The organism is Alkalihalophilus pseudofirmus OF4 (assembly GCF_000005825.2).
Taxonomy (GTDB): domain Bacteria; phylum Bacillota; class Bacilli; order Bacillales; family Bacillaceae_D; genus Alkalihalophilus; species Alkalihalophilus pseudofirmus.
Map to the genome: position 1 here is coordinate 3,550,094 of NC_013791.2, position 13,103 is coordinate 3,563,196.

Genomic DNA, 13,103 nt, shown 5'->3' on the forward strand with positions numbered 1-13,103 from the left:
CGGCTTCATGATTCTTTTGCCCTCATATGAGCCTGTATCGGTCCTATTTAAAAACATCTATTTCCTCAAAACACCCCTTTTTCCACGTCGAATGATGTCGATTTCACCCTTCAAACCGGCTGTAACCCGCATTCCACCGTTTTCATTTTTACATTTCACCTATGTGCGTGCCTTGTTTTTTCGTTTTATGCTAGCCCTATAAAAACGTAAGGGGGCAGCATCTATGCAGTCAGGACATATTGAACAATTCACTCACTTAAGCCATTTTCAATCCACGGAAGAATTTAACGAGGCGATCACCACCCATTTCAAAAGGCATCTTCATCAATTTACGAAAGCGGAAACCATTGCTCTTAACCGCTTGATCCGCTACAGCGTAAAGTATCACGGGGTGTGTAATGCCAAGGCAGCTAAGATCATACAGGCAACACACACCAATCAGCCAGGCATATCCCGCTCGACGTTTGAGAGAATGCTTGTAAAGGCTAGAACATTCGGCATCATTAAGATCTATCACACGATCCGCAAAGGCGGGGGCTACTCTCATTGCGTCTATGTCTTTCAGCCTCCAGAAGAACCGGAAACGAAACAATTGACGGAACGTCCACATACTGAAAAGCCTGATGCACCAACGCCTCAAGCCACGAAAATTCCTTCTAAAGCTTTTATTAAACATAAAGCTATAAAACAAGATCAAGATCATAGTCATACTAGTACGATCGCTCCTTCAATTGAGCAATTACTCCATTCAACCATTCCAAAACGCTTCGTAAATGTCACCGAACCATTTACCACTCTTGCCCCGCAATTTACCGAACGACTTTGGTACAGTGCCTTATCTGCCTATAAACAAACCGGCCGCACTGCCCCCATTGAAGACTCTCTCCCGCTGATGATCCAAGCGTTTAAAGTGACGATTGCTAAATATAAACATAACCACATTGAAACGACGATCTTTCAATACTTTTACGGGACGTTCCTTGCGCTGCTTGCTGTGGAAGGACGAAGAAAAACTGCAGAAAAGAGCGGATTTCCAGCTTGGCTTGTGAATTAGAAAAATAAATTTTAAATTTATACCATTTATATCCAAATCTTTAACTATAGGTTATGTTCTTATGATTCTAGCCATTGAATAATTTGGGGTAAAGGAGCTAGAATCATGCAAAAATCCCCTGAATTAAACAGAAGACTAGGCAGGATGATCCGTCTTATTCGCCAAGAAAAAGGGATGACACTAGAGAAGCTCGCAGAAAAATCCCTTATCACTCCGAAACACCTCAGCTCGATAGAACGAGGAAAAACATCACTTTCTGTTGTCAATTTACTCTTGATTGAAAAGGGACTGGGCATGAAAAAGCCTGGTGCCATTTATACAGGTGACCTACTCGAGCTTTACGAACATTTAAATAAATATGTATACGACCCTGATCAAGCAGATAAATAAGAATACCGCTCACATCTCTAAACATTCGCAGCACACATCCCACCAATAATCCCACTAAGGAGCGATCCCCTATGACACCCTCTATTCTGAAAAGCTATGACATCAACCGAGACACCGTGGCCATTGTGCCTGCCTATTCACCCGATTATGATACGATTGTTTATGAAACCGACCATACCTACTACGTGAAGGAGCTCGCTCACAGCATGATTGAGCGGGCGTGTATAGAGGGAGGCGCTACGTGCGAGGGGAGGCGTGATGCAGTTAGTAAATTAATTAATGTCTCAAGCAAGATCCCGATCCCCATTGACCCGCTGAACCATATCTACGCCTTCCCCACTAACTCTCCATCCAAATTCGAATGCAATTGGATTTTCTACCACCATATTCACACTTTCAAGAAACTCTCCAATAAAACACTGATCACCTTCATGAACCATCACCAGCTCACCGTCGATATCACTCATTCGACCTTTGAAAAACAAGTGCAACGAACATCGTTTTGTATTGTGAGGCTGACGCAAAGGCCGGTGGAGAGGAAGAGACGGTTGGAGTATGTATGAGGGAAGTGCTGGATGGTAAATTAATGAGTGCTTATACCTTGAATAAATTCCACTAATACTTTGGACAAACACCACAAACAAAAAAGCCCGCTAAAGCTCCGCGGGCACATCTCCTAATTATAATTCTACCTTTACCAAATTCCATAATCGATCATTCAGTTCACTGATAGGTTTATTGATCCTAATCCTTTCCCCCGTATCTTCCTTCCACACATTAAAATCCGTTAATCCTCCTCTAGTCGGATACAGATTATCGACAATCAAATTAATTTCACGCTTTTTTTGTTCGTCACTATTATTAGATTTAACAATTGTTAATATTTCTTCTAGCTGACCTATTTGATAATTGATTTGTCCGTTATCATATCTTTTTAGAATTGGTAGTAAATCCTTCACTGTCATTTCAATAGCTTGTATATTACTGTCCATGGTATCAACTCCAAATTATTTTAATCGACTAGAACCTTTCACTTGAACACCTTCTATGTTCCATGGTTCTTTGATATATATTTGATTAATATCTAGACCACCTTGATATATGTCCCCTTGAGTACCCACTGGTCCTTTATAAATCGTCGTACCAGCAGGTATATCAATTTTATAGACTGTATTTAGAGGAGAGGTTCCTGTTAAAACACCATTTTTATCTAACCATTGTTCTTTAACTGCTGTATTAATCCTTACTTGAGCTGCTGAGCTAGGAGGAGTTTCAGTAAACCATTGACCAAGTGGATTAGTAGAATCACCTGCTCTATAAAAACTTTTTGATTCACTTAAAACTTCTACATCATATCTACCACCATAGAAATTCTGGTTGGGTTGTCCTCTAAAATTAGCTAAAGGTCCTGGGTTATCAAAGGAATTATACTTATATTTATAGAGATCATTATACTTTGAAATAGAATTAGATCCATTAGGGATAATAGTTTCTTCTGTACCTTTCCCAGTAACACCCTTAACTCCTTTAACCCCTTTAGATCCTAGCTTAGCAAATCCTCCTCCAAGAATACCAGCTGCTGCAAAATATTTTTCCCAATCCTCTAACTCTCTTTTTGTGATAGGGTCTACTCAACTTTTAGCTTCTACGCCTGCTTTAATATTTCCAGCGATTGGAGTGAAATCCAAAACGGTAGAACCAATTTCACGAGAATGATCTTTTGCCGCTTTTCCTATTGTTTTCGCACCACTTACTATCTGATCCCCAGCCTTCTGAAACCAGTTCCGCTCTGGCTCTGCAGCTACTGCCTTGTTTACATGATCAGGCCTTGGGCAGCTTGGGTTTGTCCACTTATCAAAGGTTACTGCCTTCGTCATCGTTGTATGAATGGCGTAAGTTGGGGAATACATCTGTTTAAATAATTGTGTTGTTTGCTTTTCTGCTAGCTTTGAATTCAACATAAGATAGAAAGGATTGTACGTCAATTGATTTGTTAGATGCGTCGATGCATGGCTTCCTTTTCCTTGGAACATTAATTGAAGCTCCTGCACGTATCTCTTCATCAGGGTTACATCTGCTTCCATCGATTCCAGTGACGCCGCCTGCTCATAATCAAACTGATGCAAGTGCTCAATCGTTTGGTCTTTTTCTTGCTTCGCTTTTTGGACATAGTACTTTACTTCATCATCCCGAAGAGGGGGAAGTGCTACAAGATCAGCCACTGTTTGCATAGCAGCATTTGTTTCATTAGTAAGATTAGCAGTCACAAACTCTACTTGCCGCAAGCCCTGTTCTACATCATGCTGAAGGAAACTTTCTTGGATTCGACCATTTACTGCCGGCTCTAATGAATGTAAGGAGGCTTTCATTTGATATAGAACCTTATTGTATTGTGTTAGTGACATCTTGAGGAATGTAAGCAATGGTATATGCCCTTCTTGATAGAAACGACGAATAGCCGTTCCTCCCTCTCCCTTTAATGAATCACTCAAGCCGACAATGGCTGTAACACTTTCTTCTATTTGAGATAGCTGTTCTATTTGTACTTCGATTTTAGCTTGGATCTCTTCTATACCACTATGTAAATCCGTCACATCCAATGCTTTCATCCTATCACCTCAGCTTCAAATAAAGAAACATATATAAATTATGGATATTTTTCCTCATACTACTAGAATAATATAGATGGTAAATGGATGAAATAGGAATAAATATGGATAATTATTACTTTGATCGACAGCACACCTAACACGATTTTATAATTTCTATGTCTAGTAATAAGGGTTCCAAGCGTAACAGAAAGACTATACCCATATATGGAACAAACCTGCTAAGCCGTCGCATAGCAGGTAAATATATTTCTCACTTGTTCATTTTAATTCTATCTTGTTAGGCCAACAATAAATCCCCCGATTGTATTTCAGTTTTGGATACCATCCGCATAGCTTCCATTACTTGCTGTAAACGTTCAAGAGTTGCACCGCAGTATTCATTACGCTCATCTCTTGACACTTGCGATGGGGATACCCCTAGTCTTGCTGCTAATTCTTGCTGACTTAAACCTGTGTAAATACGATATGCAATAAGAGTTTTGCCTAATTGGTGTAAATTGATCATCGTATCAAATTCACCTCTCTTGATTCGTTCATAATAAGCCACTTCTTCTTTCAGCTGCTCGTGAAAGGAAATAGCCGGTTGGAGTGCTTTTTCTACTTGCTCACCTGTAAGCCCCATTTCCTGTAACGTTTTTTTCTGCTTTTCAATAAAAACGTTATCCTCTTTTAACTTCTCTAATGCTTTTCTATAAGCAGGTTCCGTCTTAATCATTGCTCATCTCACCTCTATCTACTCAATTTAATGATTCCTTTTGGTAAGAAGGTATCTCTAGATTTTCTGAAAGCTGCAGGGAATTGTTGATCATGGCCATATTCATCTTTAATTCCTGATGGTTGACCAAAATGGGGGTACAGCTCTACACGATAGCGGTGCCACATCGGTAATTGCTTCTTCGTGTAGCCACGATAAGGCTTACGACTGTTACTGTCCCAAGTCCAAACTTTATAGGGATCTAATGCATTCAGTTTACGTTCTAGCTCTCCTGTCGCTAGTTCCATTACATCACATTCAAAGTAACCATCAATATCATTTGGGTGAGCTTTCGCTTCAACAAAGGAGCCGTCAATATAAATCTGATGAATACCTACATCCCATAACTGTTGTACAAGCACTTCTAGTTGGTCAATTAAAAATAACCGCCATGTTACATCCCATGGCTCACCATCTCCTGGTCCTCTTACTAATAATGATTCTCTTAATTCATTAAGTGTTATTTCATAGTCATGCGGTGGCAAAAACCCATATTCATTAAAATTCATGATTATGTTCTCCTCACTATTATAGTAACTTAACTTAACATTTATGACAACTTAACATATTTGTTATTTTATTAATAATAATTGTTTAGGGTTTCTACTGTCTTCATGTAACACCTATCTCTTTCCTCCACCGACTCACAATACAACCTCTTCTGCACTCCCGCTACACCAGCGTAATACTTCAACACACTATGCGTATCTAAATAAGCCGGCGCAGCTTTGTTGTATTTATAAAAATGGTAACTGCTCCATGGGTAGTGTTCGGGGCGTTTGATCATCTGCGCTCTTATTGGATTAAGGTGGATATAGCGGCTGACCTCCAGCATCCCTTCCTTTGTTTCAATGATCTTGTCGTAGTACCGTTTTTCAAACACATGCCCGGTAAGACGGTAGCGGGTGTTGTAGTAGTTGGCATAACGCTTATTAATTAAGCTCATCACTTTAGAGATGGACTGCTCTTTGCAGCGTAATTGAAGATGGTAGTGGTTGGTCATTAAACAATAGGAGGCTAGTTCAAATGGGATCTTTTCGTAGAGTTGATCGAGGATATGATAGAAAGCATGAAAGTCAGTGTGACACCTAAACAGAGGGTCGCGGCGATTGCCTCTTGTGACAATATGATAGAAACGCGACGGGATCCAAATACGCTTCGCCCTTGCCATTACAGCTCTCTAGCCGAAAGCTTGGAGGATGATTGATTAAGCCTTCGAAGCGACATCGCTTCCCATAATGCTTCATCTGTGATCACTTCGCTCTCTCTTAAATCTGAGATTGTACGTGCCAATCGGATAATCTTAATCTGCACCCGGTTGCTCCACTGCTGCTTTGATGACACCTGCGCCACCATCTGCCGCTGCGACGTCGTAAGCGGACTGCATTCACTGAGCACATCAAACGGCACTTTCGCATTACTCACTCCCGCCCCGTAACGCTCATACTGCCGCTCCCTTGCCCGCTCAACCTGCACACGCAGCTCTTCAGACGATAAAGTCCCCTCTTCTTCCCTGTCTAGGTTCACTGGAATTAAATGAAGCAAGATATCAACCCGGTCCAATACCGGACCCGACACTCTCGCACGATAGCTTTGCACCTGCTTATCAGTGCACGAACAGTATTTTACATTCGAGCCAAGATAGCCGCATGGACACGGATTCATTGCCCCTATTAACTGAAACGATGCAGGATAGGTTACCGTCGAATGCACACGGCTGATCGTCACACGCCCAGACTCCATCGGCTGCCGCAGCATATCCAGCGTCTTCTTCTGAAACTCAGCCATTTCATCCAGAAACAACACCCCAAGAGTCGAGATAGATAAAAAATCTAAATATAGAATTATATCTGTTTTAAACCACTAGATATTGTATCTACTTCGTCTTTTTTATCTTTATATAATGATGTTTTTGCAAAAATAGATAATATGGGTAATAGATGTATTTATAAAAATAGGCAAATAAAAAAGCCCACCACCGTTTTAAAGTGATGAGCATCTGTACGAGCCGAGTTTCTTCAATAATAAAACTGAATATTTGGCTATAAAAATCGCTTAGATTAACAATGCTAATTTATATTCTATTGTATTAATTATTTATTCAAGGTGGTTTTTAGCTAAATTAAAAATCGTCATTGCCACTTCAAGAAGATGCCTCTCAGTAGGAATATCTTTGTACACTACTAAATTGCCCTCTTTTGTTAATAAAACCTTTAACACTTCGTTTTCATCATCCATTAAATTAGGAATGTCTAATCTTAATGCGGAGATAATTCCTTCACTTTCCTCATAAGTATTCCAATAATAACTTTCAGTGACTGTTCCTCCGCCTAAATATGCTACTTCAACATCTGCAATTTGTAGACCCCTCCACCAGCCACCTCTAATTCTACCCAACGCACCATCTTGTATTTCTTCCTTTAGAGAACTTAAATCAATAGTTACTTTTTCTGACTTAAAAATATTCCCTTCACCATGATTATAAGTACCCTCTGTCAAACGCTTAATACCGTGTTCAATGACTGCCTTTTTAGCATCAGTAAAAAGTAAAAAGTCATCTTGTGTTTTAAAAACATTAAAGGTTTCGTCCCGTGATACAGCAATTAATTCATGTTCACTTCCATCTTCTATAATCCCTTTGCCTTCAAAAGCATTACCTATCGGATGAAGAACTTGATACTTATAAATAGTTTCTTCAGTATATTCACTGACTCCAAGCTCTCTAATTTCAGATGTAAACATTAATCTATTATCACCAGTACCCATAGTGTTGGTTCTTACAGGGAATTCCCTTGGAAAACTAATTAGCTTTTGCATAATGATTGATTGCGGCATGAATAATACTCCTTAATTGATCAATTCCAATGAATATTTTATTCCTTTAATCAAATTAATTTTTTGTTTAGTAACAATTGTAATTTCTTGGTGATTTGCAGTAATGTTCATATTCGATTGATTCATTAAGATATTAAAATCCTTTACCTCTTTAGGCTCAAGTTCCTTAATGAAATGTTTGGTCATAAAATTATCTGTTTTACTATTTTTCGATAGCTTAAGAATATATTTATTCTGTGGCATACCAAGGTTCTCGATACCCTCATATAGGTTGATTAAAAAGTCATTTAAAATTGCTTCACCGTTTCTGAATTTTAACCTTCCAGTTGCAGTCAAAGTAAGAGTCTGTTCACCAAAGTTATCCGATTGATCTAAAGACATATATATTTTATAAGGGTGGATATAAAACTTAACACCACTAACTCTATCTAATGATGGTTCAATTAGCTCATTCTTTTTTCCACTGAACCCTTCATTTTTTAAAACATCATATATAACATCTTGGATAAGTAGGTAATCGTTATTAATGTTTTTCACCTTGGACTTGTGTTCTTCAATGTTGAATACAGCTCTGAATTGCATATCAAATGTGGAAAGGCTTAAAACATTAATTGTTTTCCTCAAGAGTATCCTTACTTTTCGCACATTTGAGTATAGCGTGTTAAAGGCGGTATAGATGATTGGTAAGGTGATTAAAATTGCAACAACATTAAAGCCAAACCTAGTAAATGTTGCAATTATTGCTCCAATTGCGCTAAAGAATACTAACCACCACATGAAATCACCTCCACCTTTATTATTAAATAGTTATAATATCATCTTAGACAATTATAATTTTATTATGAAGGATTTTTTCAAAAAAATCTATAGAACCTGAATTGCTTATAGAACTAGATCTCTTCTTGCTCCTTCTCCATATACTCCTCACGTATCTGAGAAAGTGTCTTCCCGGTTTCCTTGTGAACAGCAAACACATAGGTTTGAATACTAGACCAGCCAAATAGCTCCTTTAGCCACTTTTGCATGGAGATTTCTTCGCCATTCACTTCTACATTTCCATTAGCCAACAGTGTGCCTTCATCATCACGTCCTTTGGCAACAATTGTGTCACCAGCCTTTATTACACCCCATTCAAGCATCTCACCAATTTTAGGGAGTGCTCTCCGAGTAAAGCCTTTTTTCTGTACACTACTTTTTATTGGACTATCTAAGAAATTAACGTAGTAATCTTTATATGTATTTAAGGGCAAAACTTTTTCAATGTTAATGTACACTTCATCCTTGATTTTATATGGGATCATTTTAAAGCAGCTAATATCGACATTGTTACTATTTAACCATGCAACCGCCGATAGGGTTTGCTCATCATAATCAGAAGCAACAAGAATTATTTTTTGGCTCTTATTAAAATTACTCTCTGCACCATTTTCCCGTAAAAACTCCATTAACTTTCTTGTTCCGAGTTCAGCACTGGTCAAAGAGCCATCTTCAAATTCATTACGATACTTTTCAATGTATGGAGCGTAGATTTTGTTCACTAAGTCCTCTGGATCTTCAATCGTTGCATAGCTGGCTGCATATCGAATCGCTTGAAATTCAAAGGCTTCTTTTCGCCCCTCAATATCTTTACGATCTCTTTTAATCTCAACTAAAACAAGATTCCCTTTGTTATCGACAGCAGTTAGGTCACTAATTCCATGCTGAGCGTTTCTAACTTGCTTCCCAACAATCAGCATCGATTCTTCTTCATCACATATCATATCGATATTCTTTCTTAACAATTCTTCAATATCGTTTTCTTTGTAATTTAGTTCCGAAAAAGTCGTAACACTTATTTTGATCGCCTTATCATTGGATACATTGTACATTTTAATAGCCTCCCAGAACAGGACTTCTTTTAGATAATTTTACCATAACTAATCTATGATAATATTATTAACTTAATAGATTCCTTTGATACTCCTATTTGAACAAAAAAGAAACCCACCAAGTAGCCGTATAAAATACCAATACGCTTACTCAGTGGGTTATCTTTTCACTCTATTTACTTTTTCCTCTCACATGGCTTTCTTAACTTTTTAGATACTTCTCTTTGAAATCATCAGCACACTCTTTACAACAAAATATATGACCGTCTTGCACATACTCTAATCCAATTTTAGTAAGAACTAAATTGCTACAATAATCACATATTGTTCCATCTGAAAACCGTGTGACCAATACCTCACGTCCCCTATTCACTTTTTCTTCTTCCGAGCCTTTCGCTTCATCTTCAATCGCCATACCATCTTTTCATTCCCCGTAGCTGTCAGCTGCATCCCAAATTTCAAATCGTAGACAATCCTTCCGTCAGGATGAATGACTCCCTTTTCAACAATCTTGCTGAAAATATCTGGCCGGAATTCGATTCGTTCCTTATCTGGCTTGAATTCCTGAATCCCTTCTAACTCTTCCAGAAACCATTCTAGGTCTTTTTCCGCTTCAAGGCAGTTTTGTTCTCTATTTTCGAAATCATATATTTGATTTTGCAGGAATACGATCTGACCTGTTATCTCTTTTATTTGAGTAGGATCGCCACCCTGCTGTTCACCTTCCTCTACTGTATCGTAAAGTTTATAGTAAAGCTGCTGCATGTCTTCCTTAACTTGTTCTAGCTGCTTTCGTTCACTTTCGTTTGGGATAAGTTCTTTGAGTGCTTGCCTGATATTATCCCTGAAACCATCGTCCTTTTTCATTTCCTGCAAGAGTGCCATAAAAGTATGTTCAATTGATACTTCTCTAAATCCACGGACTTCACACGTTTCTTCGAGATACTTTTTCTCTGCCGTTCTACATCGCCAGTAATGAACACCACCTTTTGAACTCCTTACATGAATAACTGGTGCTCCACATTCGGAGCAATGAAATACGTTAAAAAACTCTTTACGATCGTGACGCCTTTTTTTACTTCCTTTTCTATTTTCACTCCGATTGTTCATAATTTGTTGAGCTGCATCCCAATCTTCTCGACTCACAATGGCTGGATGATCGTCTTTTATGGTGTACTGAGGAAGTTCACCCCTGTTTTCAGTCATTCTCCCGGTTATCGTATCCGTGACATAATATCTTTGGTATACAAAATCTCCGCAGTATATTGGGTTGGTAATCATACTATCCATGGAAGTACTATGCCACTTCTTTTTTCCTCTGGCGGTTTCAATGCCGTCTTCGGTCAATTCATTTGCTATTTGGTTTGTCGTCTTACCTGCCAAAAGTTCACGATTAGGGTGGTGACAGGCACCGAATTTCCTACACCAAATATCTATCCCAGCACCTCTTCAAACCAAGAATCAAAGATGTCGTCCGGTAAGAGTTCTTCATTAACCGAATAAATTAAGTCGTATTTATATTTCGCTTTTAAACTATTGTCTTTTACATTGTAATGTAATTTCATTTCTGTGGGCATTTCTTTATTAAACTCTTCACATTTTTTATGGATAAGCTTTAAATTCTCAGTCCCTATCTTTAGAGCAGCTTTTTGTCTATCTCTTGAAACATCATATATGTGATTTGGTTGATTGCTTAACTTAAGTTCATTAAGTTTATGTTTATGAACAACTTCACCATTTATTTTATAGAAAAAATCAAAAACATACATTTTAGGTTCATACGAACAATAAATAAAAATTTCATCGGCTTTATTATCTACATACTCTAAGCAAATAGCCACCATATCCGTTTGCAACTCTGAAAAATAATCTTCAAATACTTTCATAAGATCACCTCTAGTTCTCCATACTTGTAAACCTCATACGACCGTCTATCTCATATTCTATATCAAAACTGCTTGGTCTTGTACTATTCCCATTGTAATTTACTTTAACATTAACGGAGACATCTTTTCCCTCTTCTATTGCTTTTGCCCATTGATTTTCTAATTTTTTGTATTTACTCAAGTTTACACTACTTGATTGAGAGACTAAATTATCTAAATCTGGAGATCCTCCAAATCTATCACCAGCTAAGTGTCCTGCATGGTCTCCTGGTTCTTTTCCTGGTGTATTAGAATTATGAGGAAGTCTATTTTCACGCTTTGTTAACCTTAATTCATCTGTATTAAAATCTGTCAGCCTTCCGAATTCATCAGTTTTATATTGATAGTTGTATTCACCAGCTTGATATTGTACATTAGGTTTTAATGTCCCGTTTTTCCTCAGGTGACTACCATCTCTAATGATACCATCAGATATCCCTCTATTAGCATCGTTCGCTTGATCTATACCTTTAACTCCCTTAACAGCCTTAGAACCTAGCTTAGCAAAACCTCCTGCAAGAATACCAGCTGCTGCAAAATATTTTTCCCAATCCTCTAACTCCCTTTTAGTGATCGGGTCCACTCCTCTTGTAGCTTCTACGCCTGCTTTAATATTTCCTACGATTGGTGTGAAGTCCAAAACGGTAGAACCAATTTCTCTGGAATGATCTTTTGCCGCTTTACCTACTGTTTTCGCACCACTTACTATCTGATCCCCAGCCTTCTGGAACCAGTTCCTCTCTGGCTCTACAGCTACTGCCTTATTTACATGAGAAGATCTCGGGCAGCTTGGATTTATCCATTTATCAAAGGTTACTGCCTCCGTCATTGTTGTATGAATGGCATAAGCTGGAGGCTGCATCTGTTTAAATAAATATGTACTTTGTGATTGCCTTGCTGCTAGCTTTGAATTCAACATAAGATAGAAAGAATTGTACGTTAATTGATTTGTTAGATGCGTAGATACATTGCTTCCTTTCACTTGGAACATCGCTTGAAGCTCCTGCACATATCTCTCCATCAAATTCACATCTGCTTCTACAGATTTAAGTGATGCTGTCTGCTCATAATCAAATTGATGCAAGTGCTCGATTGTTTGGTCTTTTTCTTGTCTCGCTTTTTGTACATAGTGCTTTACTTCATCGTCCCTAATGTGAGGAAGTGCAACAAGATCAGACACTGTTTGCATAGCAGCATTTGTTCCATTAGTGAGATTAGCAGTTACCATCTCTACTTGCCGCAAGCCCTGTTCCAAATCACCCTCAAGAAAGCTTTCTACAATTCGCCCATTGGCTGCCGGCTCTAATGAATGTAAGGAGGCTTTCATTTGAGATAGAACCTTATTGTATTGTGTTAGTGACAGCTTTAGGAATGTAAGCAATGGCAAATGACCTTCTTGATAGAAACGACGAATCGCCGTTCCTCCCTCACCCTTTAATGAATCACTCAAGCCGACAATGGCTGTAATACCTGCTTCTATTTGAGCTAACTGTTCTATATGTACTTCTATTTTAGCTTGGATCTCTTCTATACCACTATGTAAATCATCCACATCCAATGCTTTCATCCTATCACCTCTGCTTCAAACAAGAAATCTTAGGAAATTATAGATTATCTTTTCTTCTACTACTAGAATAATATAGATACCAATTGGATGAAATAGGA

General features: G+C 38.3%; 16 protein-coding genes. 3 read left to right on the forward strand and 13 right to left on the reverse strand.

Annotation, left to right across the window (positions count from 1 at the left end):
* Positions 1-223 precede the first annotated feature (223 nt).
* From BPOF4_RS21330 to BPOF4_RS21745, 3 genes are all read left to right on the forward strand, one after another.
* Positions 224-1,054, forward strand: coding sequence for a hypothetical protein (locus BPOF4_RS21330; RefSeq protein ID WP_012960607.1), 831 nt, complete (start codon positions 224-226; stop codon positions 1,052-1,054).
* A 105-nt stretch (positions 1,055-1,159) separates the two neighbouring features.
* A complete protein-coding gene (locus BPOF4_RS17690; protein ID WP_012960608.1) occupies positions 1,160-1,444 on the forward strand; it encodes a helix-turn-helix domain-containing protein in 285 nt (94 codons plus the stop codon).
* Positions 1,445-1,515: 71 nt separating this feature from the next.
* On the forward strand, positions 1,516-2,007 hold the full coding sequence (locus tag BPOF4_RS21745) for a competence protein ComK (protein ID WP_081457699.1): 492 nt from the start codon (positions 1,516-1,518) through the stop codon (positions 2,005-2,007).
* A gap of 117 nt (positions 2,008-2,124) precedes the next feature.
* Here BPOF4_RS21745 and BPOF4_RS17695 read toward each other — a convergent pair whose 3' ends face one another.
* The 13 genes from BPOF4_RS17695 to BPOF4_RS21755 all read right to left on the reverse strand — a co-directional run bounded on the left by BPOF4_RS17695 (position 2,125) and on the right by BPOF4_RS21755 (position 13,005).
* Entirely contained in the window at positions 2,125-2,436 is a 312-nt protein-coding gene (locus BPOF4_RS17695) for a hypothetical protein (protein ID WP_012960610.1), read from the reverse strand.
* 15 nt (positions 2,437-2,451) lie between these two features.
* Complete coding sequence (locus BPOF4_RS22970; protein ID WP_218959109.1) at positions 2,452-3,066, reverse strand: pre-toxin TG domain-containing protein; 615 nt, start codon at positions 3,064-3,066, stop codon at positions 2,452-2,454.
* Positions 3,067-3,075: 9 nt separating this feature from the next.
* Positions 3,076-4,053 carry an LXG domain-containing protein gene (locus tag BPOF4_RS21335; protein WP_012960611.1) on the reverse strand — a complete coding sequence of 326 codons (978 nt, stop codon included), beginning with the start codon at positions 4,051-4,053 and terminating at the stop codon, positions 3,076-3,078.
* 280 nt (positions 4,054-4,333) lie between these two features.
* Entirely contained in the window at positions 4,334-4,771 is a 438-nt protein-coding gene (locus BPOF4_RS17705; protein ID WP_012960612.1) for a helix-turn-helix domain-containing protein, read from the reverse strand.
* Positions 4,772-4,785: 14 nt separating this feature from the next.
* Positions 4,786-5,319 carry a DUF6932 family protein gene (locus BPOF4_RS17710; protein WP_012960613.1) on the reverse strand — a complete coding sequence of 178 codons (534 nt, stop codon included), beginning with the start codon at positions 5,317-5,319 and terminating at the stop codon, positions 4,786-4,788.
* 71 nt (positions 5,320-5,390) lie between these two features.
* A complete protein-coding gene (locus BPOF4_RS17715; RefSeq protein WP_012960614.1) occupies positions 5,391-5,981 on the reverse strand; it encodes a transposase in 591 nt (196 codons plus the stop codon).
* Positions 5,981-6,658: an ATP-binding protein gene (locus tag BPOF4_RS17720; RefSeq protein ID WP_337999215.1), complete on the reverse strand. Its 678-nt coding sequence runs from the start codon at positions 6,656-6,658 to the stop codon at positions 5,981-5,983. The genes BPOF4_RS17715 and BPOF4_RS17720 overlap by 1 nt, the downstream gene beginning before the upstream one ends.
* Positions 6,659-6,907: 249 nt before the next feature.
* Entirely contained in the window at positions 6,908-7,645 is a 738-nt protein-coding gene (locus BPOF4_RS17725; protein WP_012960616.1) for a hypothetical protein, read from the reverse strand.
* A gap of 12 nt (positions 7,646-7,657) precedes the next feature.
* The gene (locus BPOF4_RS17730; RefSeq protein WP_012960617.1) at positions 7,658-8,422 is read right to left on the reverse strand and encodes a hypothetical protein; all 765 of its coding nucleotides are present in this window, start codon (positions 8,420-8,422) and stop codon (positions 7,658-7,660) included.
* 113 nt (positions 8,423-8,535) lie between these two features.
* Positions 8,536-9,513, reverse strand: a complete 978-nt coding sequence (locus BPOF4_RS17735) for a hypothetical protein (protein ID WP_012960618.1) — start codon at positions 9,511-9,513, stop codon at positions 8,536-8,538.
* A 369-nt stretch (positions 9,514-9,882) separates the two neighbouring features.
* Positions 9,883-10,896 (reverse strand): recombinase family protein, encoded by a 1,014-nt coding sequence (locus BPOF4_RS17740; RefSeq protein WP_238446473.1) that lies wholly within the window; start codon positions 10,894-10,896, stop codon positions 9,883-9,885.
* Positions 10,897-10,946: 50 nt separating this feature from the next.
* Positions 10,947-11,399: a hypothetical protein gene (locus BPOF4_RS17745; RefSeq protein ID WP_012960620.1), complete on the reverse strand. Its 453-nt coding sequence runs from the start codon at positions 11,397-11,399 to the stop codon at positions 10,947-10,949.
* A gap of 10 nt (positions 11,400-11,409) precedes the next feature.
* A complete protein-coding gene (locus tag BPOF4_RS21755; protein WP_012960621.1) occupies positions 11,410-13,005 on the reverse strand; it encodes a T7SS effector LXG polymorphic toxin in 1,596 nt (531 codons plus the stop codon).
* Positions 13,006-13,103 lie beyond the last annotated feature (98 nt).

Coding starts and splice junctions, on each gene's coding strand:
- BPOF4_RS17690 (WP_012960608.1), top strand. CDS start 1,160: ATGCAAAAATCCCCTGAATTAAACAGAAGACTAGGCAGGATGATCCGT.
- BPOF4_RS17715 (WP_012960614.1), bottom strand. CDS start 5,981: ATGGCAAGGGCGAAGCGTATTTGGATCCCGTCGCGTTTCTATCATATT.
- BPOF4_RS17705 (WP_012960612.1), bottom strand. CDS start 4,771: ATGATTAAGACGGAACCTGCTTATAGAAAAGCATTAGAGAAGTTAAAA.
- BPOF4_RS21330 (WP_012960607.1), top strand. CDS start 224: ATGCAGTCAGGACATATTGAACAATTCACTCACTTAAGCCATTTTCAA.
- BPOF4_RS17695 (WP_012960610.1), bottom strand. CDS start 2,436: ATGGACAGTAATATACAAGCTATTGAAATGACAGTGAAGGATTTACTA.
- BPOF4_RS17730 (WP_012960617.1), bottom strand. CDS start 8,422: ATGTGGTGGTTAGTATTCTTTAGCGCAATTGGAGCAATAATTGCAACA.
- BPOF4_RS21335 (WP_012960611.1), bottom strand. CDS start 4,053: ATGAAAGCATTGGATGTGACGGATTTACATAGTGGTATAGAAGAGATC.
- BPOF4_RS17735 (WP_012960618.1), bottom strand. CDS start 9,513: ATGTACAATGTATCCAATGATAAGGCGATCAAAATAAGTGTTACGACT.
- BPOF4_RS21745 (WP_081457699.1), top strand. CDS start 1,516: ATGACACCCTCTATTCTGAAAAGCTATGACATCAACCGAGACACCGTG.
- BPOF4_RS17725 (WP_012960616.1), bottom strand. CDS start 7,645: ATGCCGCAATCAATCATTATGCAAAAGCTAATTAGTTTTCCAAGGGAA.
- BPOF4_RS17710 (WP_012960613.1), bottom strand. CDS start 5,319: ATGAATTTTAATGAATATGGGTTTTTGCCACCGCATGACTATGAAATA.
- BPOF4_RS17745 (WP_012960620.1), bottom strand. CDS start 11,399: ATGAAAGTATTTGAAGATTATTTTTCAGAGTTGCAAACGGATATGGTG.
- BPOF4_RS21755 (WP_012960621.1), bottom strand. CDS start 13,005: ATGAAAGCATTGGATGTGGATGATTTACATAGTGGTATAGAAGAGATC.